Raw genomic sequence first — 26,144 nt, forward strand, 5'->3', positions numbered from 1 at the left:
TCAGTCTCCCAGCGGCAAATGATCGTCGCCGCCGCGGTAATCGTCGAGGGCGAGTTTGATCCGCCGCAGACGCTCTTGATTGTCTTCAGGATTGGCCAGTGCCAGCTCGGTGGCGAGCACGTCGATGGCCAGCAACATGCCGTAGCGCGCCGCCGTGGGTTTGTAGATGAATGAGGTTTCGACACCTTGCAGCGGCAGCAGCACATCCGCCAATTGCGCCAGCGGCGAGTCGGCCCGGGTGATGGCGAGAATTCGTGCGCCGTAGCTGCGCGCCAGCTCGACGGCCTCGAGCAGTTCGGGGGTGATGCCGGTCAGCGAGCAGGCAATGACGACGCGTTCGGCATCGAGGCTGGCGGCGGTGACGCGCATCATCACCGGGTCGTGGCACACCGCAATCGGGTAGCCGAATCGCACCAGCCGCACCTGCAATTCATCACTGCACAAAGTCGAGCAACCACCCATGCCGAAGGCGTGAATCATCCGCGCCTTGCCCAGAAATTTCACCGCGTCGGCGAAACGTGATTCATCGAAGGCCGACAGATGCTGGCGCAGGGTCGACTCGATATCGCCAACGATCTGTCCATAAAACGCCGACTGCTCGGGCGTGCCCGCCGGGTCCAAAAAACGACTGCCGACGCCGCTGGCCTGGGCCAGTTGCAGACGCAGATCGCGCAAGTCGCGACAGCCGACGGTGCGAGCAAAACGCGAGAGCGTGGCGGTGCTGACTTCCGCTTTCAGCGCCAGTTCATCCAGGCTGGCGGCGGAGGCAAATCCTACGTCGTCGAGCATCAGCCGAGCGATGCGTCCTTCGCCCGCACTGAAGGAATCCTGACGGGCGCGGATCTGGTAGAGGATGTCCATGGCGGGCGGCTCCGGCTAAAGCAGGTAAGAAAGGCCAACGGTCAGACCGAAGGCGACGACCGAGATAATGGTCTCGAGCACCGTCCAGGTCTTGAAGGTCTGGGCGACGGTCATGTTGAAGTATTCCTTGATCAACCAGAAACCGCCGTCATTGACGTGGGAAAAGATAACCGACCCCGCGCCCGTCGCCAGCACCAACAGCTCTGGATGGGGATAACCCAGACCAATGGCCACCGGCGCAACGATACCCGACGCAGTGGTCATGGCCACCGTGGCAGAACCGGTGGCGATGCGCATCAACGCAGCAAACAGCCAGCCCATCAACAGCGGCGACAGCTGGAACACCTGCGCCAGACTGACGATCTGGTCGGTGACGCCAGCGTCCACCAGAATCCGGTTCAAGCCACCGCCCGCGCCCACCAGCAAGGTGATGCTGGCGGTCGGTGCCAGGCATTCGTTGGTGAATTTCAGAATAGATTCGCGGTTAAAGCCCTGGGCCAGACCTAGGGTCCAGAAGCTCAGCAAGGTCGCCAGCAACAAGGCGATCACCGAGTTACCGATGAACAACAGAAACTGATTGAAACCGCTACCCGGCGTGGAAATCAGATTGGCCCAGCCGCCGATCAGCATCAGCACCACCGGCAGCAGAATGGTCGCCATGGTGATGCCGAATCCCGGCAGGCTGTCGCGTGGTTCACGCTCGAGGAACTGACGCTCCAGCGGGTTATCGTCCGGCAGTTGAATGCGCGGCACGATGTACTTGGCGTAGAGGGGGCCGGCGATGATCGCAGTCGGAATCCCGATCAAAATCGCGTAGAGCAAGGTCTGCCCCACCGAAGCCTGATAAGCCTGCACTGCGAGCATCGCCGCCGGGTGTGGCGGCACCAGCGCGTGGACCACCGAGAGCCCGGCGACCATCGGCAAACCGACCATCAGAATCGACACGCCCACGCGCCGCGCCACAGTGAAAGCAATCGGCACCAGCAGGACAAAACCGACTTCGAAGAACAGCGGCAGTCCGACAAGGAAAGCGATGCAGACCGTCGCCCAGTGCGCATTTTTCTCACCGAAACGGTCGATCAACGTTCGCGCCATCTGCTCGGCACCGCCGGACTCGGCCATCATTTTGCCGAGCATCGTGCCCAGCGCGACCACCAGCGCAATATGGCCCAGCGTCTTGCCGACACCCGCCTCATACGCCCCCACCACGCCCGACGGCGGCATCCCCGCCAGCAGCGCCAGGCCGATGGACACCAAGGTGATGACAATGAACGGATTGAGTCGGTAACGGGCGATCAGAACGATCAGCGCGATGATGGCGATGGCGGCGTAAACCAGCAGCCAATAGCCGAAGGACGGTGTCATGCGGTACTCCTCGAAAGAGTCACGTCGAATGGGTTGTGAAACTCATAAAACATTTCGAGGCGTGATATTCAAACGAGGTGAAAGTAATTTTCGTGGAGGGGTAAGGGTTGTCGCGCAGAGGTATGCGAGGTCGCTAAATATGCAAATCAGATAGGCGAATTTACACCCCGATTTCCCTGTGGGAGATTCTATGGTTGAGGGAAAGCCCTCAACTGGCTTTTGGCTGATATTCGCTTTGCCCTTTCAGCAAGGCGAATACCACCCGAGCAAGCTTGCGAGCCAGCATCACCAGCGCCTGAGTGGTGCTGAAACCCCGCGTTCTTTGTTCTTCGTAATACCCTTTCCAGGCTTTCGTACGGCTAGCCGACATCGCTGCATTGTGCAGAAGTCGGCGGGCCTCGGGGTCGCCGCGCTTGGTCAAACTGCGGCGAGCGTCCTTCTGTCCTGATTTCGCCACCCGTAAATCCATGCCCAGGAAGGCGATAAATGCATCCGCGTTTCTAAAATCTCCTCGCTGAAATGCAGTTATCAAGCGGGCCCCAGTCAAAAATCCAATACCCTCAACTTTCAGGCAGCGCTTCAATTGACCGAGCAAACCGGCTTCTTTGAGCTGATCGTTGATCGTCTTTTCGATCAGCGTCTCAAGCTGCTGCATGGACTTCACTTGCTCGGCAAAAGCCGCCTTGAGCAGCGGCTCATTCGACCAGCTCTGCACCAGGCCGACCCTGGCCTGGACCAAGGCTGCGCGACGGCGGAAAAGGCTCAGGAGCTGGCGGTACAGCGGTGAGGGCGGGGTCCAAGGACGCAACTCCTCGGCTTCGTTCTTCAAGTAACGAGCCAGCAGCTTGGCATCCAGTGCGTCGGTTTTGGCGCGGATCTTCACGCCTTCGCGATAATGTTTGAGTTCATAGCCTCCCACCATGTAAATCGTGCAACCGGCCTCATAGGCCAGATCAGCGAAGTCCAGGTGGTAAATGTTGGTCGCCTCAATGGCAATAGCCACCGTCCCCGACAACGCCTTCAGCCACTGCTTGATGGATGTTTTGGTGTTGGGAATCTCTTCAAGCAAATCCCCATCAGACTGATAAATCACCAGTTCATTCTTGGCGACATCCACACCTACGATCGGCTTTGTGACAGAAACCGGCATTGCCATTGGATTTCCTCCGGGATATGGTTTTAAGCACTTGAAGGGCTCACCCAGAGGCGCAGGCTTGTTCCTATCGTCGGTCTAGCCAGATGCATTCTTTATCGGCGCTTGGGTGAAAGGAGGAGGGGCGAAATCTCCCACGGTCTGTACTGCGTCAACAGTCAGAATCGAGCCTTGTCCCTCCTCCTCCCTTCAAGTCCTACCATACAAGCGAGCCTGCTCGCGATGAGGGAGAGTCAGTCAACAGTGATGTGACTGATACACCGCCATCGCGAGCAGGCTCGCTCCCACAGGGATTTTGCTGGAGACCTCAGTCGTGACTGACCCGGGCGCGTTTGAGCAGCTTCTTGCACCGTTCGGACAAGTGCAGCACGCGCAGGTGCTTGCCGGCCTTGGTGTAGCGGTCACGCAGCGTTTTTAGCGCGGCTATCGCCGAGTAGTCGACGAAGCTCAGGTGGCGACAATCGATCGTCACTACGGGTGGGTCGTTGGCGGGGTCGAACTGGTTGAGAAAAGGCGTAGTCGAGGCGAAGAACAGCGTGCCATGCAGGTGGTAGAGCTTGCTGCCGTCGACTTCAAGATGACTGTCGGCATAGAGCTCGCGGGCCTGCTGCCAGGCGAAGTTGAGCGCTGCAATGATAATCCCGCAAAGCACGGCAGTGGCCAGATCGGTGAACACCGTAATGACCGTTACCGCGATGATCACCAACACGTCATTCAACGGCACTTTGTTCAACACCCGAAGCGAGGCCCAGGCGAAGGTCTGCTGCGACACCACGAACATCACCCCGACCAATGCGGCCAACGGAATGCGCTCGATCAACGGCGACAAAAACAGTATGAACAGCAGAATCAGCACACCGGCCACCACACCGGACAGCCGACCGCGACCGCCGGAGCTGAGGTTGATCACGGTCTGGCCGATCATCGCGCAGCCGCCCATGCCGCCGAACACACCGGAGACCATATTGGCCGCCCCCAGCGCCACGCACTCCCGATCCGGGTAGCCACGGCTCTCGGTGATCTCGTCGGTGAGGTTCAGGGTCAGCAGGGTTTCCAGCAAGCCGACCAACGCCATCAATATCGCGTAGGGCGCGATGATGCGCAGGGTTTCCAGGCTCCAGGGAATGTCTGGCAGCGCAAAGGTCGGCAAACCGCCGGCGATGTGCGCCATGTCACCCAAGGTGCGGGTTGGCAGACCAAGCAGATAAACCGCCAGCCCGACACCCAGAATCGCCACCAGCGCCGGCGGCACGGCGCGCGTCAGGCGCGGCAGCACGTATACGATGGCCATCGTCACGGCTACCAGCCCCGCCATCAGGTACAGCGGCATGCCGCTGAGCCAGACGTCACCGCTCTTGAAGTGTTCCAGCTGCGCCAGGGCAATGATGATCGCCAGGCCGTTGACGAAGCCGAGCATCACCGGGTGCGGCACCATGCGCACCAGTTTGCCCAGCTTCAGCAGCCCGAACGCCAGCATGATCAACCCACCCAGCAACACAGTCGCCAGCAAATACTGCACACCGTGCTGCACCACCAACGCAACGATCACCACGGCCATCGACCCAGCGGCACCGGACACCATGCCCGGCCGCCCACCGAAAAGCGCGGTCAGGGTGCAAATGATGAAAGCGCCGTAAAGCCCCATCAATGGATTGAGGTGCGCAACCAGCGCGAAGGCGATGCATTCGGGTAGAAGAGCGAATGACGTAGTGAGCCCGGCCAGGGTATCGGCGCGCAGATGTTTGGGTTTCATGTCTGATCTAAATACAGGCGGGAAAAGAGGGGGCGGATGTTACGGAATTGAGGACGGCCCGGCCAGTTGTTGGGCGGCTGAAAACGCAATCGCGAGCAGGCTCGCTCACAGTGGATCTTCGCCGGACACAAAACCCGTGTCCTGAATCAGCCCTTGAAATCCGCGTTCGCATAAGCCGCCAATTTGCCCTGGATGAAGTCCAGGAAGCATTGAATCCGTAGGGCAAGTTGCGAGTTGCGGTAGTACACCGCATTGATCGGCTGGCGATAGCCGCTGTTGAAATCCGCCAGCAGCACCTGCAAACGTCCGGCACGGATGTCATCAATCGTCATGAAGTGCGACAGGCAGGCGATGCCTTGGCCTTCCAGCGCCAAGTGCCTGATCGTCTCGCCGCTGGAGGCGCTGATCGACGCCTGAATCGGCCAACGATCACCGTGCACGTAACGCAGCGGCCATTGGTTGAGGCCTTCGTTGTGGGTAAAACCCAGCAGCGTATGCCCGGACAAATCCGACACTTCAGCCGGTACACCGTGTTTTTCCAGATAAGCCGGGCTGGCGACGATGTGCAGCGGACTGCAACCCAGCGAGCGAGCGTGCAAGGTCGAATCGGCGAGCGTGCCGATGCGGATGGCGATGTCGGTGCTTTGCTCGAGCAAGTCGATGATCAGATCGTTGCTGTTGAGCTCCAGCTGGATGTCCGGATAGAGCCGGCGGAACTCGTCGATGTACGGCACGATGGCGTGCAGCATGAACGGTGACGCGGCATTGATCCGCAGGCGCCCGGACGGGGTTTGCTGACGTGAAGTCAGGCGTTCTTCAAGCTCGTCCATCTGATCGAGAATCAGCTTGGCGTGCTCAAAGAAATACTTGCCCTCTTCGGTCAGGTCCATGCGTCGCGTGGTGCGGTTGATCAGCGTGGTATCGAGTTTCGCCTCCAGCCGCGACAGCGTACGGCTGACCGCCGAAGGCGTTTGCCCGACCTGTTCGGCCGCAGCGGAAATCGACCCGCATTCAATCACGCAGACGAAAATCTGCAATTCATCGGACCTGGCTTTCACGGATGCCCCTCATTCAAAACTGGCTTGATAGTAGCTGGATGCGGGGCAAAAGGAACCTTACGCCGGCAGGCCGAACACCTCGGTCAAATGCTGCTCATAGCGCGCCACATCGGCTTCGATATTGGGGCGCTTCATCACATCAACGCACAGGAACGTCGGCAAACCGGTCATACCGAGGAAGGTGTTGGCCTTGTGGAACGGGAAGTACACCGCGTCCACGCCCTTGGCTTCGAAGAAATCGGTCGGGTCGTCGAAGGCTTGCTGCGGTGCATTCCAAGTCAGCGACAGCATGTATTGCTTGCCCTGTAACAGGCCACCGCTGCCGTACTTTTGCGACGAATCGGAACGGGTGCGACCGTCACTGGCGTACAGGCTGCCATGGCCTTCGGTGAAGACTTCATCGATGTATTTCTTGACGGTCCAGGGCGCGCCCATCCACCAGCCGGGCATCTGATAAATGATCACGTCGGCCCAAAGGAATTTGGCCACTTCTTCGGCGAGGTCGTACCCCTCGTCGATGAAAGTGGCTTTCACGTCGATGCCGCCGCGATCCAGCACGCTCAGCGCGGCTTCATGCAGGGTGGCGTTGTAACGGCCATCGGAGTGGGCAAATTTTTTGCCGCCATTGAGCAACAGGACTTTTTTCATGGGAAGTCTCGGAAGGTTGGAATTCGATGGCGCCAGAGTAGCGATCTGCCTCGCGCTGAATAAGCGCTGAATTCACAAAATTCATTTGACCAATACGCACGAATCGACAGGCGATTGTTGCCATAAACTTGCGTCGATTCTGAACTTGAGGAAATTTCTGATGAGTGAAATGCAAGGTTTCATCCTGCACGCCAAGACCCGCCCGGAAAAATCCGACGCCTTCGAAGCGTTTTTCAGCGGTTATGTGCGAGCGAGTCGCGCCGAACCCGGTTGCATCGAGTACCACATGCTGCGCGACAAACAGGACCCGACGCTGTTTATCTTCTACGAGATCTGGCAGTCCCAGGCTCACTTGGACGTGCACTCGAACCTGCCGCACATGAAGCAATTCCTTGAGCAACGTGATGAATACCTGGAACGGGATTTCGATATCCGCACGATCGACATGCTCAGCCCGTCGTCCGCTACCCGCTGATCAGCAAGTGGCCGCCGAGCACGCCCAGGCCGATAAAGAACACACGCTTGAACAGCACGGCGCTGATCCGCTGGCGCAGCCATTGCCCCAGCAACATGCCGAGCACCGCCGGGATCAGCGCCAGCAACGACGCACTTAACTCGCCACCGCCCAGTGCGCCGCGCCATAACAGTCCGGCGGCCAGGGCCAGGGTCGAGACGGTGAACGACAAGCCCAGCGCCTGCACCAGTTCATCCTTGTTCAAGCCCAGCGCTTGCAGATAAGGCACGGCCGGAATCACGAAGACGCCGGTGGCCGAGGTGATGACGCCCGTCAACAGGCCACCTAGCGGACCGAGCCAGCGCTCGGTGTGACGGCCGACACGCAAGGTCGGCAGACACAACCCGCTCAACGCGTAGAGCAACAGCGCAGCGCCCAATCCCCGCACGACCCAATGACCACCGGCCATGCCGATCCACAACGTGCCCGCCCCGGTGCCGATGAAAATCGCCAGCAACATCGGCCACAACCGCTTGATCACCCCCCGCAGATGCCCGCCGAATGCCAGTTGCCAGACATTGGTGAGCGTCGCGGGGATGATCAGGAGCGCGGCAGCCTGCGACGGCGCCATAGCCAGACCGAGCAAACCCATCGCGATGGTCGGCAGACCGAGGCCGATCACACCCTTGATCATGCCGGCCAGCAAAAAGGTCGCAATGACCATCAAAGAAAGGGCCAGACCGAGGTTTTGGTAGAACGCGGCGAGAGTATTCATGGCGCTATCGTGGGCCCGGAATGGCTGCTTGAAAATCTGCCATATACTGAGGCAGCCTCTTGCTCAGCAAGAGGCATGATCGTTCCCACGCTCTGCGTGGGAATGCAGCCCGTGACGCTGCGCGTCACATGCCGAAGCGGACGCAGAGCGTCCAGTGAGGCATTCCCACGCAGGAGCGTGGGAACGATCTTTGGGACTGACGATGCACTTCGACCTGACCGATCTACGCCTCTACCTGAACATCCTCGACAGCGGCAACATCACCGCCGGCGCGGCTCGCAGTCATCTGTCCCTGGCGGCAGCGAGTGCACGCATCCGCGCCATGGAGGGGTCATTGGGGATCGAGTTTCTGCAGCGAGGTCGCCGCGGTGTCAATCCCACGCCTGCGGGCAAAGCCTTGGCGCAACACGCCCGCGTCCTGCTGCAACAAGCCGAACGCATGCAGCAGGATCTGGCGGAATACGCCAACGGCGTCAAAGGCCAAGTGCGACTGTTGTGCAATACCACGGCAATCACCGAATACCTGCCGGAGTTGCTTGCGGATTTTCTTCGCGACCACCCCAACCTCGACATCGATCTGCAAGAACTGCCCAGTGCACGCATCACCCACGCCTTGCGCCAAGGTGCCGCAGACCTGGGCATCGTCTCCGACGCCGTAGACACCGATGACCTGCAGACCCGTCCGTTTCGCGACGATCCGCTGGTACTGATAATGCCCCGCGATCATCCCTTGGCACCCGCAGATGTCGTGAGCTTCAGCGACACCTTGCACCACGACTATGTTGGTCTGAACGCCAACAGCGCGTTAGCGGTGTACCTGGAAGAACAGGCGCTGCACACCGGGTCACGCATGCAAATCCGCATCCGCGCCGACGGTTTCGATGGCGTGATGCGCATGGTCGCTCGGGGGCCGGGCTGGCGATCGTCCCGCTTGCGGCGGTTGAGCGCTGGCGCGACGAACAATCTTTCAAAAGTCTCGCCCTGCAAGAACCTTGGGCTCAACGCAAACTCCTGCTCTGTGCGCGGGACTTTGAAACGCTGCCAGGTTATGCAAAGGCCCTGCTGCACGCCTTGACTCTCCCCTGAGGGGCAGACTTTACCCTTGAGTTTTCATATTCAAGGACAGAGACGATGGGCAAGCGAATTCTGGTGATTCTGGGTCATCCGGCGAGCAACAGTTTCTGCGGCGCGCTCGCCGAGCGTTACGCCGAGTCGGCGGTGCGTGCCGGGCATGAGGTGCGCCAGTTGTTTCTGGGCGCAATGGATTTTGACCCGGTGCTGCGTGAAGGTTATCAACAGGTCCAGCCGCTTGAAGCCGATTTGCGTCAGGCACAGACCGACATCCTATGGGCCGAGCACCTGACGCTGGTTTATCCGATCTGGTGGGGCGGAATTCCGGCGTTGCTCAAGGGCTTTTTCGATCGAGTGTTCCTGCCGGGTTTCGCTTTCAAATACCGCGAAGGCAAAGCCTTTCCCGACAAACTGCTGCACGGTCGCAGCGCCCATTTGCTGGTGACCATGGACACGCCACCCTGGTATTACCGCTGGATCTATCGCATGCCTGGACTGCATCAGGTACGCAAAACCACGCTCGCATTCTGCGGCATCGAGCCACGACGCACGCTCACGTTCGGCCCGATTCTCGGTTCCAGCGCTGACCAGCGTGAAACCTGGTTGCTGCAGGCCCAGGCTATCGCCAGCCGCTGAGTCTGCCGATAATGCACCGGGCTACCACGGCGAATAGGGACTTTCCATGTACATCGGCCAAGCCGCGCAACGCTCCGGAACCACGATCAAGAGCATCCGCCATTACGAGTCGATCGGCCTGCTGCCTGCCGCTCAGCGGCTGGGTAAATACCGCGTCTACGACCAGCAAAGCGTTGACCTGCTGATCTTCATCAAATGCGCGCAACAGCTGGGTTTCAGGCTCAAGGAATTGCAGTCGATCTTCGCCGGACACCAAGGGCCACAAATGCCGTGGGAACTGGCCCATCAGGTCATCGCTGCCAAGAAGCAGGAAATCAGCGAGCGGATCGCTGCGCTGTCGCAGCAGCAATCGCAATTGGTCGAGTTCGAAGCCAGCCTCGAACAGAGCCGGTTCGATTGCCCGCTGAACAATCTTTGAGGGCAATGCGCGTTTCTGGACAGCTCAATGTCGAGCACAGACAACTGACCGGTGGACGGGCGCTATAGGGTGCGACTTCAGTTCTCTAGTCCACTGCCTCGGAGTCCACATGACCGCACCTATTACCGTTCTTCGCGATACCCATCCACTGCCGGTGCTCGACGCCTGCAAATGGGAAAAACTCGAAGGCGACCCGCACACCGTCAACCTCAACGCCTACACCAGCGAAGACGGCAGCAAGATCATGGGCACGTGGATCTGCACGCCGGGCAAGTGGTATGTGGAATACGTGAAGTGGGAATACTGCGACTTCCGCGAGGGGTACTGCATCATCACCCCAGAAGGAAAGGAGCCGATCCATCTGCGCGCCGGTGATATTTTCGTCATCGAGCCGGGCATGAAAGGCACGTGGGAAGTGGTTGAAACCGTGCGCAAGTATTTCGTGTTTGCCTGATGCAAAAAAACCGGGAGATCACCCGACGTGATCTCCCGGTAAATGTCGATAGGAACAATGCTGCCCCTGTGGGAGCCAGCTTTTGTGGTGAGGGGGTTTACCCCCGTTCGGCGGCGAAGCCGTCGTAAAACCTGCCGACACGGTATGCCTGAGGGAATGCGGGGGAGCGCTACGCACTCCAACGGGGGCAAGCCCCCTCGCCACAATCCCGGAAAACTCCTTATTGCGGTTTGCGATAGCTGTTGATGATCGCCGAGAAGTCCTTGCCACCTTCCCCACGCTGGCTCATCGCCTGATACAACTGCTGGGCCACCGCGCCGAGCATCACCGGTTGGTGCGCCTGACGTGCTGCCTCAGTAGCCAGCCCCAGATCCTTGAGCATCAGTTCGGCACCGAAACCGCCGGTATAACCGCGCGAGGCCGGCGCCGTTTCAACGATGCCCGGCCACGGGTTGTACATCTCCGAACTCCAGCAACGCCCTGTGGAACTGTTGATGATCCCGGCCAGCACCGTGGTGTCGATGCCGAGCGCATCACCGAGCGCCATCGCTTCGCTGACTCCGACCATCGAGATCGCCAGCAGCAGGTTGTTGCAGATCTTGGCGATTTGCCCGGTGCCGACTTCGCCGCAATGAACGATATTGCGGCCCATCTGCGCCAGCACTGGTTGCAGGGTGGCGAACAGCTCAGGGGTAGCGCCGACCATAAAAGTCAGAGTCCCGGCCGCAGCACCGCCAGTACCACCAGAGACCGGTGCATCCGCCATGGCCACGCCTTGCTTGGCCGCCGCCGCGGCAACATCACGCGCCGTCTGTGGATCGATGGTGCTGCAATCGACTGCCGGCACACCCTTGGCGATACCCGCCAGCACGCCGTCATCACCCAGCCACACGCTGCGCACATGCACCGCGGCGGGCAGCATGGTGATCACCAGTTCTGCGCCTTGAGCCGCTTCACGCGCCGAAGCGCTGATGCTGCCGCCCAGTTGCTCAAGCTCCGCCAGAACGGTTTTGTTCAGGTCGACCAGGTTCAGCGCATGGCCAGCCTTGATCAGGTTGCGCGCCATTGGCGCGCCCATGTTGCCGAGACCGATAAAAGCGATTTTCATGTCCGGCTCCTTAACGCAAGTTGATGGTGGTGTTCACACCGTCGTTGACGCTGTTGTCATCGAACCAGCGACTGGTGACAGTCTTGGTCTGAGTGTAGAACTGCACCACTTGCTTGCCATACGGACCGAGGTCGCCGAGCTTGGACCCGCGCGAACCGGTGAAGCTGAAGAACGGGACCGGTACCGGAATCGGGATGTTGATGCCGACCTGGCCAACGTCGATTTCAGTCTGGAATTTACGCGCCGCCGCACCGCTTTGGGTGAACAGGCCAGTGCCGTTGCCGAACGGGTTGGCGTTGACCAGTGCGATGGCTTCATCGAGGGTATCGACTTCCAGCACCACCAGCACCGGACCGAAGATTTCCTGGGTGTAGATCTGCATCTCCGGGGTTACGCCGGAGAACAGGGTCGGACCGACAAAGTTGCCCTTCTCAAAACCAGGAACCGTGATTTCGCGACCGTCCAGCTCCAGCTTGGCGCCTTCCTTGATGCCGCTCTCGATCAGATCCAGAATCCGCGCCTTGGCCTTTTTGGAAATCACCGGACCGACGTCAGTGCCCGGCTCGCTGCCGGCATTCACTTTGAGTTTCTGCGCCAGCGCCTTCAGGTCCGGCAGCCATTGCTTGGCCGCGCCCACCAGCACCACCACGGAGGTGGCCATGCAGCGTTGCCCGGCCGCACCGAAACCGGCACCGACCAGCGCATTCAGCGCTTGTTCGCGGTTGGCATCGGGCAGTACAACGGCGTGGTTCTTCGCGCCCATCATCGATTGCACACGCTTGCCGTGCTTACCGGCCAAGTCGTAGACGTGCGTGCCGACGGCGGTCGAACCGACGAAGGAAACAGCCTTGATGTCCTTGTGGGTGCAGAGCGCGTCCACCACGTCTTTACCGCCATGAACGACGTTGAGCACGCCCGCCGGAACACCGGCCTCGATCGCCAGTTCCACCAGCAGCATGGTCGACATCGGGTCCTGTTCGGACGGCTTGAGCACAAAGGTGTTGCCGCAGGCGATGGCCATCGGGAACATCCACAGCGGAATCATCGCCGGGAAGTTGAACGGCGTGATGCCGGCGCAAACGCCGATTGGCTGACGCAGGGTGTAGGTATCGACGCCGCCCGCAACGTTCTCGGCGAACTCGCCCATTTGCAGGCTGCCGATGGAGCAGGCGTGCTCGACCACTTCCAGGCCGCGGAAGATATCGCCTTCAGCGTCGGCGATGGTTTTGCCTTGCTCGTTGCTGAGCACCACGGCGATGCGCTTGGAGTGTTCGCGAATCAACGCCTGGAGCTTGAGCATGATGCGCATCCGCGCGCCGATCGGCGTCAGCTTCCAGGTCTGGAAGGCGCGATGGGCAGCACTGATCGCAGCGTCGACTTCCTGCGCGGTCGCGAATGGTACTTTCGCCAGCACTTGCTGGGTCGCCGGGTTGACGATGTCGTGCCACTCGGTAGTCTGGGACTCGACCCACTCGCCGTCGATCAACAGCTTTACCGTTTGGACAGTGGTTTCGTTTGGCGTGAGCGAAGCGTTCATATTGGGTCTCCGGGAAGTTGTTCTTATTTAGAGAGCTATCTGTATAGCCAAGGCGAGACTGTCGCCTTGAGACGAGACGTGTGTCGCGAGTTGGTTCTCGGACTGTTTTTGGAGTATAGATGTGCAAACTTCTAATAAGAACGCACATAAAAGCCGGTCCATCATGCAAAAAAACATCACGTCTCTAGGCTCGCTAAACTGGGACGACCTCAAGTTTTTCCTTGAAGTCGCCCGCACCCGCAAGGCCAGCACCGCAGCCAAGCGCCTGGCGGTCGACTACACCACGGTGTCGCGGCGCATCAGCTCGCTGGAAGCTGCGTTGGGCACGTTGCTGTTCGAGAAATCCCGGACCAGCGGTTTTGTCCTGACTGCCGAAGGCCAGCGGTTGCTCGGTTATGCCGAGTCGATCGAAAGCACGCTGCACATGGCCTGTGAACAGGTTTCGGGTTCTGGCGTTGCGTTGTCCGGGCATGTGCGCATGGGCTGCACCGAAGGCTTTGGCAGCTTTTTCATCACTCCACAGCTGAGCCATTTCGTCGACGCCTACCCGGCAATCTCCGTGGACATCCTGCCGCTGCCGCACTTCATCAGCCTGTCCAAGCGCGAGGCGGACATCGTCATCGCCCTGGAGCGCCCGGAGCATGGGCCATACGTGTGCTGCAAACTCTGCGACTACAAATTGCAGCTCTACGCGACGCAGGATTATCTGGACAAGCACCCACCGATCCGCCGCCCGGCTGACCTGGGTAAACATTCATTCATCAGTTATGTCGACGATCTGGCGTTCAGTTCGGAGCTGTTGTACCTGGCGAATGTGTTGCCCGGCGCCAGTGCCAACCTGCGCAGCACCAGTGTGATTGCGCAATTCGTGGCCGCGCAGCAAGGGCGGTCGCTGGCGATTCTGCCGTGCTTCCTGGCCGCCCAGGATCCGCGATTGCTGCCGGTGTTGCCGCAGGAGATCAACATCACCCGACAGTTCTGGATGTACTGCCGCGAGGACCTGCGCAAGCTCAAGCGGATCACCCTGTTGTGGGATTACATCCGTGCGGTCACCGAGAAGAATCAGGGTCTGTTGATGGGTGAAAGTCGCGAGACCCTGTTCGCCGATTAATCGGCGCTCACCACGATCGACACCCGGCGGTTCTCGGTACGGCCCGCCGGCGTGTTGTTGGAAGCAACCGGTTCACTGCTGCCGAGGCCGCGCAGCAGGATGTTTTGTTCTTTCATCCCGACAACGGTCAGCACCTTGCCGACGCTTTTTGCGCGACGCAACGAGAGCTGTTCGTTGTAAGACTCTTTGCCTGACGCATCGGTGTGGCCGTCGACCCGCACTCGTTCTATTTCAACCCCCAGCAATGCCTTGCCGATACGCTCGACAATGTCGGTGCTGGCTGGGTTGAGGCTGTCGTCGTCACTGCCAAACAGCACTTTGCCGGACAAGCCAAAGGCCCACCCCTCATCAGTCAATTCGAAGCCTTGCTGCTTGAGCACAGCGATCTGCGCCGGAGTCAGGCCTTTTTGCGGCGCCGTCTGGCAACCGCTCAATGCCAGCAAAGCCATCAATAAGGTGAAGGTGAAGGTGAGAAATCGCAGGGAACGCCGGGTCAGTGAGAACACAAAAATTAGCTCCTGGTTTGAACATCGGCGACAGAGTGCTCCGACCCTGCCGTGTGCTGTGCGCCTCGGGAAAGGCGCTTGGCTTGGTACATGGCCGCGTCGGCGGCGTTAAGCAAAGCACCGGGTGTGGTCCCATGGTCGGGGTACACGGCGATGCCGATGCTGAGTGAAGTCAACACCTGGGTATCGCCCGGCAACGGGATCGGTACTTCCATGCTGGCGATGATTTTGTCGGCAATCCATTCGGCGTCCTCGATCCTGTGCAGCGGCGTCAGCAGGACGGCAAATTCGTCACCGCCCAAGCGTGCCACCAGATCCTCTTCACGCAGTTGCGCTCGAACCCGATTGGCCACGGCCACCAACACCGCGTCGCCAGCGGCATGACCGAAGCCATCATTGATCTCCTTGAACCGATCACTGTCGAGAAACAGCACCGCCACTTGCTCGTTGAGCTTGTTGGCGTTACGCAGTGCTCGAATCAGCCGCCCTTCGAAAAACGCCCGATTCGGTAACCCGGTGAGGCTGTCATGGCTGGCCTGGTGGGCCAGGGTTTCGTTTTCGCTTCGCAGGTGGGTCTGCCAGGATTCGAGTTCATCGAGCAAGGCATTGAAGTCATTGCCCAGGTTGTCGAGTTCGGCGATGGCGGCGGCGGGTACACGCTGATCGAAGGCTCGCTCGCTGCGGGCGGCGTGAGCCACGAACGCCAGGCTGCGCAATGGCCCCGTGATTGCGCGAAGTTGTCGGCGCGCCAGATAGAGCGCCACCCAGGCACTGACGGCGGTACACAAAACGATGCCGACCAGACCGCTGAGCAGAAACCGCAACAGGCTGCCCCCGTGACCGGTGAGCTGGATGCTGCCAATTGCCTGACCTTGATGGACGATTGGCATGCTGATCGGTTTTTCCAGAAAGGCCTTGGCAATCTGCATTTCGAGATCCGAGAAAAACCCCGTTTCCGGCCGCTCCCAGCGAGCCAGCAACGTGCCTTGCTCGTCCAGCACTTGGGCATCGGCCACTTCTTCGGTGGACGCAATCAATGCCAGCGCTTCGCTAGCGGCAGACTTGTCGTTGAACACCACCGCCGCTTCCACGGTGTAATTGATCGAGCGCGCAATCAGGTGCAAGTTGTGGTCGGCATAGACCCGCAAGGCCAGTACGCCGAGCAACGTCAGCGAGATGCTGGCCATGGCCACGGCCACGAGTGCGACGATCAAATGTCCGCGCCCGATGACCGAGCGCAAGGTTGGGCGGATACCCGGTTTGAATAGACTCATGGCGCCGCCGGCTTGCGGCGGGACAGTTGCAGCACACTGGGGTGAATACGCACGCCGCTTCGGGCGACGGAATCCAGGTTGACTTCAAAGGACACTTGCTCATCGCTGACCCGCAGGCAAAACAGACTGCCGACGGTGCAGGGGTCGTCGCGTTCGCTGATGCTCAGCACCGGACGCCCTGCCAGCGAAGCGAATAGCCGGCTACGTTCATCACTGGTCAGTTTGCCGATATACACCGCATCGCACTCACCGGTAATCGACGGGTTGTCGGCCAACAGACGTCGCACCGTGACCGGGCGACCGGTGGCCTGGGTCGTGCCTTTGACCAGATCGTCGGTGTATTCGGTGGGGCCCACAATGCACAAGCGCAGTTGTGCTGGCTCAACAGGCCAGCGGGCATAACTGAGAATCCCGAGGACCACCTGAGTGACGGATTGTGCGCGCTGATCGGCCATGCTCACAGGTGTGTGCGACTGAGCGAAAACGATGCCGCTGAACAAACAGAGAAGGCCGGCGAACAGCACGTGTTTGCACCCGGTAACGCGCTGTGTCATCCAGACAGCGACCTTCATGCAGGGATTCTCTTCGATCGTAGCGAAATGATGCCGCAACGATAGCACAGCGTTCAGACGCCAGCGAGGCGGCGTCCTACGGCACTTCAGTCAGTTTCCGGCGCCTGACGCCGTCCCTTTCAATCCCTTGATTCGACACCCTCATCCAGTTCCAGCATCAACCCGCTCAAGCGTTTGACCTTGCGCCTCACCGCCTCTTCGAATACGCCGGTACGCGGCTCGATCAGGGTGAACCAGTTTTTGGCGCGGGTAATCCCGGTATAGATCAATTCCTTGGTAAGCACAGGGTTCAGGGCATCCGGCAGAATCAACGCGGTGTGGGCAAATTCCGAGCCCTGGGATTTATGCACTGTCATGGCGTACACAGTTTCCACATCATTGAGCCGGCTCGGCAGTACAAAACGTACGCCACCCTGACCATCATTACGCGGGAACGCCACACGCAGTACCTGTTTCCCAACCTCTGGCCCCTCGCGTTCCGGCAGCTTGAGGGCAATGCCGATATCGCCGTTCATCAAACCCAGACCATAGTCATTGCGGGTCATCAGCACCGGCCGACCTTCGTACCACTGTTGATCGCTGTCGATCAGCCGGGCCTTGAGCAGCGCGGCAGTCACGCGTTGATTCAAACCTTCAACGCCCCACGGCCCTTTGCGTACGGCGCACAACAACTGGAAGGTGTCGAAGGCTTGCAGGACCTGGCGAGCCCAATCGGTCCAGCAGGGATCATCAAGCGTGCTGTCGAGCGGTGGCCGCAGGCTGCGTAACAGACTCAGGTAATGCCGATAACCCTGCGGTCCATCGCCATGCCCCTCAAGCAGCAAGCGTTCCAGCGCCCGGTCCTGCTCCCCCTTGAGGGGCAGGGAAAACACGTCGTCATGGCTTCGCGCTGCCAACAACTTGCGAGCTTCCTCGGGTTGCTGCTGGTTGACCCAACGAGCCAATTGGCCGATGCCGCTGCCCTCGCCGAACCGACGTGAATGACGCAGCATCACAACTTGCTGGGCCAGTGGATGAGTGCCCTGGGTGTCTTCCCGCAAACCGCTGGCATCCAGGCTTTCACCACTGACCGCTTGCAGCCACCGGCGAGTCTGCGGGCTGTACCAACCGGCCTCGGCGTCGCGGCACAGGTCGCCCAGCACCGCGCCGGCCTCCACCGATGCCAGTTGATCCTTGTCACCGAGCAGCACCAGACGGGCATGAGCCGGCAACGCATCGAGCAGGTTGGCCATCATTTCCAGATCGATCATCGAGGCTTCGTCCACCACCAGCACATCCAGCGGCAAGCGATTACCGGCGTGGTGACGGAAGTGTCGAGTACCGGGGCGACTGCCGAGCAGACGGTGCACGGTGGTGACGTCCGACGGGATCTTCACGCGTACGGTTTCATCGACTTCCAGGGTTCTGACCTGCTGACTGATGGACTCCGTCAATCGGGCTGCGGCCTTACCGGTGGGTGCCGCGAGACGGATGCGCAGCGGCTTGCCCGCCTCCACCGCCGGCGCCTGGAGCAACGCGAGCAAACGCACGACCGTCGTCGTCTTGCCGGTCCCCGGGCCACCGGTAACGATGCTGAATGCGCTGCGGGTGGCGAGGGCGCAGGCGAGCTTCTGCCAGTCAATCACTTCCCCGGGCCTGGCTGGGCCGAACAAGCTGGTGAGGCGTTGGGACAAATCGTCCGGTGTGGTTTCGTGTTCGACCAGGCGTTGACGCAGCGACGTATCGATACGCCGTTCGTAAGCCCAGTAGCGACGCAAGTACAGGCGTTTGCCCGATAACACCAATGGCCGATGCTGCGCCGCCTCGCGGCCATCGACCGCCAATGCGACCAGGCTGCTGGAAGCCAGGACCTTGCACCAATGGGCACCGTCCAGCGCCTCAAGCAATTGCGACGGCAACAACATTGCGCCACTTTGCACATCACCTTCCGGTGGCAGCGACAGGGCGAAGTCCGGTTCCTTGAGCGTCTCGAACAGATCCAGGCACACATGACCGTGGCCCAGTTGATGGCTGGCCAACGCCGCGGCCAGCAGCACCAGTGGATCATCGCCGGGAGCGAGCTCGTGAAGAAAAGCGACGAAGGCTTTATCCAGCGCTCGCAGCCAGCCGCGCTCAACCCAGCGCGTCAGCAGTAGCAGCAAGTCATCGGCGCGACTCAACGGCGCCAGATCCACGAGGCTTTCGGCTGTCAACGAAGTCGGCAGCAAATCAGCGAAGGTGCGACTCATAGCAAAACTCCCTGTTCCCAGGCGGGTTCGGCCTTGGGTTCTGGCTTGCCCTGGAACAGCCGGTCGAGACGTTCGATCAACTCTTTTGGTGGACGGGCGAAATACACGCCTTGGCTGGGCGCGCGCGTACCGCGCAGGAACAGGTAGAGCGCACCGCCGACATGCCGGTCGTAATCGTAATCGGTAAGTCGCGCCTTGAGCTGGCGATGCAGGGCCAACAGGTACAGCACATATTGCAGGTCGTAACGGTTGTCGAGAATCGACTGCTCCATGGCCTGCTCGGTATAGGCCGCGTCATCGACGCCCAGCCAGTTGGATTTGTAGTCGGCGACGTAGTAGCGCCCGTCGTGTTCGAACGTCAGGTCGATGAAGCCCTTGAACATGCCATTGAGCAACACCGGCTCGGCAGCCACCCGGGCCACGCCGTTGTGGGTGTATTGGCGCACCAGTTCATCGAGCTTGAGCACATCGACCTTATGGCTGGCGAACCAGAATTCCATCTCGACGCGGTATTGGGTCAATTGCTCGAATACCACGGGAGCCTGTCCTCCACCGATATGCAGCGGAGAGGTAAGCAGATGCTGCAGCCAATCGCTCAGGGCGGTTATCCAGCCTTCCCAGCCACGTCGATTGCAACGACGGGCAATGGCGTCTTCCACCGCTTTTGGCGTGGCGGTAAAACCTTCGTCACCGGCCCATTCGAGCAAACCATGGAGAAAGGTGCCGGGGTTCGGGCCGCGAGGGAATCGATGGATATCCGCGCCGCCGGCCACTACCTCGCGTGGTGCCTGGGGATCGAGGCGTTCGTCGTCGAAGAGCTTTTGCGCCTGCGGGCTTTCCGGCGCTTCATCAGTGCCCACGCTCATGCTGTCGCCAATGCGCAGGGCACTGTAGGAGGCAATCCACCAGTTTTCGCTGGCCTTGCGCTTGGGTATCAGCGGAGCAAGCAACGTCGCATCGTTGCGTGGTGGATGGTAGTGCTCGACGGTCGCTTCAGGCATTTCACCGTAGCTCAGCGCAGGACAGTCCTGCTGCAGGTCTTCCAGCCAACGCTTCAAGCCTGCCGACTCGGCCAATGGCACTCCGCCGCCCAACAGATAACCCAATGCCGACAGGTGCAGCACCGAGCTGTTGTTATTGCCGCGCTTGAGATCCGTCACTCCGAGCCAGCAGGCGTGTTGCGCCCGGGTCAGGGCCACGTAAAGCAAGCGCAGATCCTCGGCCAGTCGCTCATCATCCGCCTGAACAATCAACTCGGCCGTCGGCTTCAAGGTCACTTGGGCCTTGCCGCTTTCGTCGTGGTAATGCAGCGGCAGACGACTGCCATCCACCGGCTTCGCCGAGCAAACGAATGGCAGGAACACCAAGGGATACTCAAGCCCCTTGGACTTGTGAATGGTCACGACCTTGACCAGTTGTTCGTCGCTCTCCAGACGCAGGATCTGCTCTTCGCCGGCCTGACCGGACAACGCCAGGTGCTCGGACAAATGACGGATCAGCGCTTGCTCACCATCGAGTTCGGCGGCCGCCTGTTGCAGCAATTCGGACAGGTGCAGCAAATTGGTCAGCACCCGCTCGCCGTCACTGCGCAGAATCAATGTCTGAGGCAGCAGAAAGTCATGCAGCAATCGCCGCAGCATCGGCAACACGCCCTGCTTGCGCCAGAGCTCGCGATAATGACGGAACTGCATGACCCGCGCTTCCCAGGCCAGTTCGTCCTGATTCAGCCGTTCCAGCTCAGCCAGCGACAGGTTCAGCGTGATGCAGGCCAACGCGGCCCGCAGTGGACGCTCGACATCCGGCTCGGCACAAGCCTTGAGCCAGGTCAGTACGTCGTGGGCCTCTTGGGCAGCGAACACCGAGTCCTTGTCCGACAGATAGACGCTGCGCACACCACGGGCGGAGAGTTCGCCCCGCACAGCCTGAGCTTCTTTACCGTCGCGGACCAGGATCGCGATATCCGCGGGTAGCAGCCCTCTGAAGTCCTTGCCATCCTGGATGAAACCCGCGCGACCTTGTTGCCCGCCGTTGAGCAAAGCGGTGATTTCACTGGCGCAGGCGGCGGCGAGTTGCTGTCGATACACCGCGCCGGACAGCGGCTGATCGGCGGACAGGTGCCAGATGTTGAGGGCGGGCACGACCTGGCCGTCGATATGCAAAACTTCTTTGCGACCTTGGGATTCGACGGGCAGGAACGGTACCGGGTTCTCGCCATTCTTTTCACGAAACAGGAAGGCGCCCCGGCCGGTCTCGCGAGATTCGGCGCGCTCGAACACATGGTTCACCGCACGGACCATGCCATGGCTGGAACGGAAATTCGTACCCAGGGTATGCAGTCGGCCAGCGGTGGCCTGGCGGGCGCGCAGGTAGGTGTAGATGTCGGCACCGCGGAACGCGTAGATCGCTTGCTTGGGGTCGCCGATCAGGAACAGACCGCATTCGGGATTGTTGTCTTCGATGCGATAGATGCTCTCGAAGATCCGGTACTGCACGGGGTCGGTGTCCTGGAACTCGTCGATCAACGCGACCGGGAACTGCTCACGAATCAGGGTCGCCAACCGCTCGCCGCCATCGGATTGCAACGCTGCATCGAGACGCAGCAGCATGTCATCGAAGCCCATCTCCGCACGGCGACGCTTTTCTTCCTCGAACCGCGTACCGACCCACTGGGCTGCGTGTTGCAGCACGGCGGCATCAGGTGTCGGCAATCCATCGAGACAGGCCTTGAGGCCGGGCATGGCGTCCAGCCCGGGATGACGGGGTACTTCACCCTTCCAGGCTTCGGCCATACCGTCGGGAGTCAGGCGCGTGAATCCGGTGCCGATATCCAGCTGCTCAAGGGATTCGTCTTCAGCCCAGGCCCTGATCTTTTCGAACCAGGGTTCGAAATAGCGCGCCTGCATCTTGCGACCGTCGACGCTCTTGCTCGCAACACCCTGGTGACAGATAACAAGCAATTCGTCCGCCCACTGGCGCCAGGGCATCTTGAGCTCGAGCAAGGCTGCCCGTCGCTCTTGCAGACACGCCGTTATCAGCTCGGCAGGCTCTTTACCTTCAACACTGTCTCGTTCACTGGCGAACAAACCACGTACTCGCGGCAGCAAGGCTGCCGGACCGCCCCAATTACCGCGCACCCAGTTCAGCGCATCACCTTGCATCGGGTAACAAAACAGACGCCAGTAATCGCGCAAGACTTCGCCCAGCAAATCGCTGTGATCGGTTTCCAGGGTCTGTGTGAACAGGCTGCCACTGTCGAACGCGTGCTCGCGCAACATGCGCTGGCACCAACTGTGGATAGTCGAAACTGCCGCCTCGTCCATCCACTGCGCGGCGATGTCCAGGCGGTTCGCGCAGCCGGACCACTGCTCGGGAAGGTACTCCTCACGAAGCTCCGCGATAAGGCTGTCGGGGGCCGGTGTTTCATCACGGAAAAACCGTGCAGCTTCAGCGAGACGCGTGCGGATACGTTCGCGCAATTCTTTGGTCGCGGCATCGGTGAACGTCACAACCAGGATTTGTGGTGGCAACAGTTCACGTCCGAAGCCGCTCGACTCTGCGCCGTGGCCAAGGACCAGACGCAGATAAAGCGCGGAAATGGTGAAGGTCTTGCCGGTCCCGGCGCTCGCTTCGATCAATTGGCTGCCGCGCAGGGGAAATGCCAAGGCCAGAGGTTTTGTAATCATGCGCGCGGCTCCTCGCTGTTCAATGAACGCCAAGGCGCTTCAAGCAACGGCCGGTACAACGCGTTGCACCAATCCGGGAACGTTTCGTCTGCGGCAAGCGAGTCGAAGTCGGCGAACTGTCGGGCGAGTGCGGGGCTTTCGCGACGCTCGCCGTCGGTGGTCAGGCCATCGCCTTCATAGGCCTTGCGGGCTGCGGCCTGGGCTTTGACCGGATCTGTTTGACCAAGCCATGCGAAGCCGGTCTTCACCGCAATCGGCAATGGTTGACGCATGCCCGTCTGCCAAGCCATTAACAGGTCGCCCAGAATCCGCAAGGCGGCATCCTCCGGCATCGGACCGAGCAGCAGACTGTCGTCGCTGGCCACCAATGCAGTGCTCATTGCCATACCACTGGCGCAGGCAACCAGATGATTGACCCATGGCCGTGTCAGCCGATGCCATTTGCGAGACTTGATTGAGCCGATGCTGTTGGGGATTGTCGTGATTGATAGCAAACCACCGTCCGCTCGTTGATGCAGGCCGCTGAGCCAGCCTTCCAGGCGCAGCCCCTGCAACTCCAGACTCACTGGCAAAGCGTTGGTGAGAGGCGTTGGCCATAACGCCAAAAGCTGCTGATAACGCTGCAACAGATCCGGCAACGGTTCGATCAACTCTCGCTGAAGGCATTCGCCGAATCCGGCCATGGGCAGAAGCCCACTGTTTTGCAGACGTTTTGCCTGCGCTTCCAGTACCTGGTCGGTGCTATCCAGATGTCCCAGCGCCGCTTCGAGCAAGCTGTCGCTGAGGCTGTAACGTTGCAACGCGTCGAGTACGAATGGCTCTTCATCAGCCAGGGGCACTTCAGCCGCTTCGAAGTACACTTTCAGCCGTTGACTGAAAAAATGCCGCACAGGATTACGCAGGAAGTCCTGCAGTTGTCCGAGACTTAGCGGCTCCTCCTGAACATATGGATCAAGGACTTCGGTATCAGTCGACGGCTCACCGGTTTGATGCAACACCTGCCATTCATTCGCGTAGCTGAACAAATGATCGCCTTCATGAAAGTAGCGGGCGCTGAACGGTTGTAACGGATGTTCCTGAGTGATGGCCTCAAGCAAATCTTCGTCGACATCATGCAGTCGCCAACCGCTGGCCAGATGATCGCGCAATTGGCCAATCAGTACCGACGCGGGGCGTTCACTGTTATCGCGAATGCTGCGACCGACCCAGCTGATATAGAGTTGGTCCCGTGCCGATAACAGGGCTTCCAACAGCAGATAGCGATCATCTTCGCGTCGGGAGCGATCACCGGGGCGGTAGTCACTGCCCATGAGGTCAAAGTCCAGTGGCGGTTGTGCACGCGGGTAGTCCCCGTCATTCATGCCCAGCAGGCAGACGAGTTTGAACGGGATCGCGCGCATGGGCATCAAGGTGCAGAAGTTAACCGCACCGGCCAGGAAACGCTGGGACAGGCGGCCTTGGTCGAGGCCGGCGAGCCAGGCTTCACGGACCACGGTCAACGGCAGCTCATCATGCAAACCAACTGACTCGCAGGTCTCAAGCCAGGTTTCACGCAGCTCTTCGAGTTGGGCCAATACGTAGTCGTCATGTTCGTTACTGGCCAGGAAAAATAACTGAACCAGCGCATGCAATCGAAAGCCCCATTGTTTGGGAGCGGCAGGTTGAGTGAGCTCCTGGTGCGCAATCTCCAATGCGTCCAGCAGCGCGACCAAAGGCCCGATGAGCGCGGCGTCCAGACCACCGATCTCGTCGTAGGGTTCGATACCCTCGCAAGCACCGGCACTGCCCACGGCATAACCGAGCAGCATCCGTCGCAGGCCGAAACGCCAACTGTTTTGTTCCAGCTCCTGCGGCAGACCGAGGCCCGCGCGTTGCTCGGCATTCATGCCCCAGCGAATGCCTGCGCCTTCGATCCAACGGTGCAGGGTCGGCAGATCGCGTTCCTCTACACCGAAGCGAGCGCGCAGTGCAGGAACATCCAGCAGGTCGAGGATCTCACTCACGGGGAAACGGCTGTCGGGCAGTTTGAGCAGGTGTTCGATAGCAATCAGTAGCGGGTCACGGCCGCGTTGGCCTTGATCTGCGAGTGTGAAGGGAATGAAACGCGGGTCGTGGCGTTCAAGCTGAGCAAACACCGCTCGAATATGCGGTGCGTAGCTGTCGATGTCCGGGACCATCACAATCACATCGCGAGGCCTTAAGTCCGGATCAGCACTGAAGCGTGCGAGCAACTGGTCGTGGAGGATCTCCACTTCGCGCTGGGCGCTATGGGCAATGTGAAAACGGATCGACTCGTCCTTTGCCGGATCGACAGCTGGCCAGCACTCGCGAGTCTCGTTCAAGGGACGCAACTCAAGAATGTCGTCCTGCAATTGATTGAGCATGTTCTGCGGTTGGCTGTCGCTGAACAGGTCAATACGGCCATCGCGGAATGCCGAGCGATAGCTGCTGGGATCGTCGTAGCTGTCGAGCAGATTGATGTAGTCCCGCCCCTGTTTGCCCCAAGCCGACAGTAGTGGATGGGCATGCTGGTGAAGGGTTTGCGGGTCGAGCACAACCGGCATTCCGCTCTTGCGAGCCTGACGCTTGTATTGATGCCGCAACAGGTCTTTATCGGCGACGATGTCTGCCCAATGGTGACGACACGGGTTGTGTACGCAGAGCAGAACCTGGCTGAAACGGGCCAGCCCCGCCAGTGCTTCCAGGGCTTGAGCAGGCAGAGAAGAAATCCCGAAAACGATTACCCGCGAAGGCAATCCGCCAGGGGCTACGTCGAGGCTGTTGATGCGCTCGATAAACCGCTGATGGACGCCGGCTCGACTTTGCGCCATGCCTTGTTCACCCACATCCAGCAACAGCGCTCGCCACAACTCTGCCTGCCAGCAGTTAGCCGGGGTCAGAGGTTTGGTTTCGCCTCTGCCATTTCGTAGTTGATGACGACCTTCGGCCCAGTCTTCAAGCCAGTCGGCCCGATACACCTGGTATTGGTCAAACAAATCCGCCAGCCGCTCGGCCAACTGATAGCGTTTGCGTAAATCGGTGTCATGGGTCAGGAAGCGCTGCAGCGGTTCGAAGTGCGGTTGATTGATCAACTGTGGAAGCAGACGCATCAGACGCCAGGTCAAAGGAGCTTTATCGAGCAGGGATTTGACCGGGATTTCGTCACGCCCAAGCACCATGCGATAGAGCTGCCACATAAAGCTACCCGGTAACTGCACATCGATGGCTGCGGCGATTCCGCAGCCACCCATGTCGTCATCTTCAGGATCTTCCGCCAGTGCGAGCTTCAGCCATTGAGCGATGCCGTTGCTCTGTACCAGGGCAATTTCATTTTCCAAGGGAGCCAGCGGGTAACGTCGCATCCAGCTGACCACCAGGCTGCGCAACTCGTCCAGGCGATTGCCGTGAACCACCATAAAACCAGCACTGAGGGACGTCGCGTCCGGCATAAAGGCTTCCTTGGAAAAATACAAAAGCTA

General features: G+C 60.0%; 20 protein-coding genes and 1 pseudogene. 6 read left to right on the plus strand and 15 right to left on the minus strand.

The window, feature by feature from the left end; genetic code table 11:
* The 6 genes from PFAS1_RS07565 to mdaB all read right to left on the minus strand — a co-directional run bounded on the left by PFAS1_RS07565 (position 1) and on the right by mdaB (position 6,838).
* Positions 1-861 (minus strand): MurR/RpiR family transcriptional regulator, encoded by an 861-nt coding sequence (locus tag PFAS1_RS07565; protein WP_076028726.1) that lies wholly within the window; start codon positions 859-861, stop codon positions 1-3.
* Between the two features lie 15 nt (positions 862-876).
* Positions 877-2,226, minus strand: a complete 1,350-nt coding sequence (locus tag PFAS1_RS07570; protein ID WP_076028727.1) for a GntT/GntP/DsdX family permease — start codon at positions 2,224-2,226, stop codon at positions 877-879.
* 208 nt (positions 2,227-2,434) lie between these two features.
* Positions 2,435-3,382, minus strand: a complete 948-nt coding sequence (locus PFAS1_RS07575; protein WP_074871984.1) for an IS110 family RNA-guided transposase — start codon at positions 3,380-3,382, stop codon at positions 2,435-2,437.
* A 304-nt stretch (positions 3,383-3,686) separates the two neighbouring features.
* The gene (locus PFAS1_RS07580) at positions 3,687-5,132 is read right to left on the minus strand and encodes a SulP family inorganic anion transporter (RefSeq protein WP_076028728.1); all 1,446 of its coding nucleotides are present in this window, start codon (positions 5,130-5,132) and stop codon (positions 3,687-3,689) included.
* Positions 5,133-5,278: 146 nt separating this feature from the next.
* A complete protein-coding gene (locus tag PFAS1_RS07585; RefSeq protein WP_076028729.1) occupies positions 5,279-6,190 on the minus strand; it encodes a LysR family transcriptional regulator in 912 nt (303 codons plus the stop codon).
* Positions 6,191-6,247: 57 nt separating this feature from the next.
* The gene (mdaB, locus tag PFAS1_RS07590; RefSeq protein ID WP_076028730.1) at positions 6,248-6,838 is read right to left on the minus strand and encodes an NADPH:quinone oxidoreductase MdaB; all 591 of its coding nucleotides are present in this window, start codon (positions 6,836-6,838) and stop codon (positions 6,248-6,250) included.
* Positions 6,839-6,998: 160 nt separating this feature from the next.
* Between mdaB and PFAS1_RS07595 the strand changes: the two genes are divergently transcribed.
* The gene (locus PFAS1_RS07595) at positions 6,999-7,313 is read left to right on the plus strand and encodes a putative quinol monooxygenase (protein ID WP_076028731.1); all 315 of its coding nucleotides are present in this window, start codon (positions 6,999-7,001) and stop codon (positions 7,311-7,313) included.
* Here the strand turns inward: PFAS1_RS07595 and PFAS1_RS07600 are convergent.
* Positions 7,303-8,067 carry a sulfite exporter TauE/SafE family protein gene (locus PFAS1_RS07600; RefSeq protein ID WP_076028732.1) on the minus strand — a complete coding sequence of 255 codons (765 nt, stop codon included), beginning with the start codon at positions 8,065-8,067 and terminating at the stop codon, positions 7,303-7,305. The genes PFAS1_RS07595 and PFAS1_RS07600 overlap by 11 nt on opposite strands.
* Before the next feature lie 202 nt (positions 8,068-8,269).
* On the opposite strand from PFAS1_RS07600, the pseudogene PFAS1_RS07605 reads away from it, so the two are divergent.
* The 4 genes and pseudogenes from PFAS1_RS07605 to PFAS1_RS07620 all read left to right on the plus strand — a co-directional run bounded on the left by PFAS1_RS07605 (position 8,270) and on the right by PFAS1_RS07620 (position 10,646).
* Positions 8,270-9,153: pseudogene (locus PFAS1_RS07605) on the plus strand (LysR family transcriptional regulator).
* A gap of 45 nt (positions 9,154-9,198) precedes the next feature.
* Positions 9,199-9,774, plus strand: coding sequence for an NAD(P)H-dependent oxidoreductase (locus PFAS1_RS07610; protein WP_076028733.1), 576 nt, complete (start codon positions 9,199-9,201; stop codon positions 9,772-9,774).
* A gap of 46 nt (positions 9,775-9,820) precedes the next feature.
* Positions 9,821-10,192 carry a MerR family transcriptional regulator gene (locus PFAS1_RS07615; RefSeq protein WP_076028734.1) on the plus strand — a complete coding sequence of 124 codons (372 nt, stop codon included), beginning with the start codon at positions 9,821-9,823 and terminating at the stop codon, positions 10,190-10,192.
* Positions 10,193-10,301: 109 nt separating this feature from the next.
* On the plus strand, positions 10,302-10,646 hold the full coding sequence (locus PFAS1_RS07620; protein ID WP_007946320.1) for a cupin domain-containing protein: 345 nt from the start codon (positions 10,302-10,304) through the stop codon (positions 10,644-10,646).
* Positions 10,647-10,866: 220 nt separating this feature from the next.
* Here the strand turns inward: PFAS1_RS07620 and mmsB are convergent, their stop codons facing one another.
* Together mmsB and PFAS1_RS07630 are read right to left on the minus strand one after the other, a co-directional pair.
* Positions 10,867-11,754, minus strand: coding sequence for a 3-hydroxyisobutyrate dehydrogenase (gene mmsB, locus PFAS1_RS07625; RefSeq protein WP_076028735.1), 888 nt, complete (start codon positions 11,752-11,754; stop codon positions 10,867-10,869).
* A gap of 10 nt (positions 11,755-11,764) precedes the next feature.
* Positions 11,765-13,291, minus strand: coding sequence for a CoA-acylating methylmalonate-semialdehyde dehydrogenase (locus PFAS1_RS07630; RefSeq protein WP_046055588.1), 1,527 nt, complete (start codon positions 13,289-13,291; stop codon positions 11,765-11,767).
* Positions 13,292-13,454: 163 nt separating this feature from the next.
* Here PFAS1_RS07630 and PFAS1_RS07635 point away from each other — a divergent pair, with 163 nt between their 5' ends.
* The gene (locus tag PFAS1_RS07635; RefSeq protein WP_076028736.1) at positions 13,455-14,402 is read left to right on the plus strand and encodes a LysR family transcriptional regulator; all 948 of its coding nucleotides are present in this window, start codon (positions 13,455-13,457) and stop codon (positions 14,400-14,402) included.
* Here PFAS1_RS07635 and yfiB read toward each other — a convergent pair.
* From yfiB to recC, 6 genes are all read right to left on the minus strand, one after another.
* Positions 14,399-14,908: an outer membrane lipoprotein YfiB gene (gene yfiB, locus PFAS1_RS07640; RefSeq protein WP_076028737.1), complete on the minus strand. Its 510-nt coding sequence runs from the start codon at positions 14,906-14,908 to the stop codon at positions 14,399-14,401. The two genes, PFAS1_RS07635 and yfiB, sit on opposite strands and share 4 nt — an antisense overlap.
* A 5-nt stretch (positions 14,909-14,913) precedes the next feature.
* On the minus strand, positions 14,914-16,182 hold the full coding sequence (dgcN, locus tag PFAS1_RS07645) for a diguanylate cyclase DgcN/YfiN (RefSeq protein ID WP_076028738.1): 1,269 nt from the start codon (positions 16,180-16,182) through the stop codon (positions 14,914-14,916).
* Complete coding sequence (gene yfiR / locus PFAS1_RS07650) at positions 16,179-16,754, minus strand: regulatory sequestration protein YfiR (RefSeq protein ID WP_076028739.1); 576 nt, start codon at positions 16,752-16,754, stop codon at positions 16,179-16,181. The genes dgcN and yfiR overlap by 4 nt, the downstream gene beginning before the upstream one ends.
* A gap of 119 nt (positions 16,755-16,873) precedes the next feature.
* Complete coding sequence (gene recD, locus PFAS1_RS07655) at positions 16,874-18,982, minus strand: exodeoxyribonuclease V subunit alpha (protein ID WP_076028740.1); 2,109 nt, start codon at positions 18,980-18,982, stop codon at positions 16,874-16,876.
* Positions 18,979-22,665: an exodeoxyribonuclease V subunit beta gene (gene recB / locus PFAS1_RS07660; protein WP_076028741.1), complete on the minus strand. Its 3,687-nt coding sequence runs from the start codon at positions 22,663-22,665 to the stop codon at positions 18,979-18,981. The genes recD and recB overlap by 4 nt, the downstream gene beginning before the upstream one ends.
* The gene (recC, locus tag PFAS1_RS07665; protein ID WP_076028742.1) at positions 22,662-26,114 is read right to left on the minus strand and encodes an exodeoxyribonuclease V subunit gamma; all 3,453 of its coding nucleotides are present in this window, start codon (positions 26,112-26,114) and stop codon (positions 22,662-22,664) included. Before recC ends, recB begins: the two co-directional genes overlap by 4 nt.
* Between the last annotated feature and the right edge of the window lie 30 nt (positions 26,115-26,144).

Origin of the sequence: Pseudomonas frederiksbergensis, assembly GCF_001952935.1 — a bacterium.
In the GTDB taxonomy this organism is placed as follows: Bacteria; Pseudomonadota; Gammaproteobacteria; order Pseudomonadales; family Pseudomonadaceae; genus Aquipseudomonas; species Aquipseudomonas frederiksbergensis.

Excerpts from the sequence above, each read along its gene's own strand:
- PFAS1_RS07575 (WP_074871984.1), bottom strand. The coding sequence starts at position 3,382 with ATGGCAATGCCGGTTTCTGTCACAAAGCCGATCGTAGGTGTGGATGTC.
- recD (WP_076028740.1), bottom strand. The coding sequence starts at position 18,982 with ATGAGTCGCACCTTCGCTGATTTGCTGCCGACTTCGTTGACAGCCGAA.
- yfiR (WP_076028739.1), bottom strand. The coding sequence starts at position 16,754 with ATGAAGGTCGCTGTCTGGATGACACAGCGCGTTACCGGGTGCAAACAC.
- PFAS1_RS07620 (WP_007946320.1), top strand. The coding sequence starts at position 10,302 with ATGACCGCACCTATTACCGTTCTTCGCGATACCCATCCACTGCCGGTG.
- mdaB (WP_076028730.1), bottom strand. The coding sequence starts at position 6,838 with ATGAAAAAAGTCCTGTTGCTCAATGGCGGCAAAAAATTTGCCCACTCC.
- PFAS1_RS07570 (WP_076028727.1), bottom strand. The coding sequence starts at position 2,226 with ATGACACCGTCCTTCGGCTATTGGCTGCTGGTTTACGCCGCCATCGCC.
- PFAS1_RS07565 (WP_076028726.1), bottom strand. The coding sequence starts at position 861 with ATGGACATCCTCTACCAGATCCGCGCCCGTCAGGATTCCTTCAGTGCG.
- mmsB (WP_076028735.1), bottom strand. The coding sequence starts at position 11,754 with ATGAAAATCGCTTTTATCGGTCTCGGCAACATGGGCGCGCCAATGGCG.
- PFAS1_RS07615 (WP_076028734.1), top strand. The coding sequence starts at position 9,821 with ATGTACATCGGCCAAGCCGCGCAACGCTCCGGAACCACGATCAAGAGC.
- PFAS1_RS07630 (WP_046055588.1), bottom strand. The coding sequence starts at position 13,291 with ATGAACGCTTCGCTCACGCCAAACGAAACCACTGTCCAAACGGTAAAG.
- PFAS1_RS07580 (WP_076028728.1), bottom strand. The coding sequence starts at position 5,132 with ATGAAACCCAAACATCTGCGCGCCGATACCCTGGCCGGGCTCACTACG.
- recC (WP_076028742.1), bottom strand. The coding sequence starts at position 26,114 with ATGCCGGACGCGACGTCCCTCAGTGCTGGTTTTATGGTGGTTCACGGC.
- PFAS1_RS07610 (WP_076028733.1), top strand. The coding sequence starts at position 9,199 with ATGGGCAAGCGAATTCTGGTGATTCTGGGTCATCCGGCGAGCAACAGT.
- recB (WP_076028741.1), bottom strand. The coding sequence starts at position 22,665 with ATGATTACAAAACCTCTGGCCTTGGCATTTCCCCTGCGCGGCAGCCAA.
- PFAS1_RS07595 (WP_076028731.1), top strand. The coding sequence starts at position 6,999 with ATGAGTGAAATGCAAGGTTTCATCCTGCACGCCAAGACCCGCCCGGAA.
- dgcN (WP_076028738.1), bottom strand. The coding sequence starts at position 16,182 with ATGAGTCTATTCAAACCGGGTATCCGCCCAACCTTGCGCTCGGTCATC.
- PFAS1_RS07635 (WP_076028736.1), top strand. The coding sequence starts at position 13,455 with ATGCAAAAAAACATCACGTCTCTAGGCTCGCTAAACTGGGACGACCTC.
- PFAS1_RS07600 (WP_076028732.1), bottom strand. The coding sequence starts at position 8,067 with ATGAATACTCTCGCCGCGTTCTACCAAAACCTCGGTCTGGCCCTTTCT.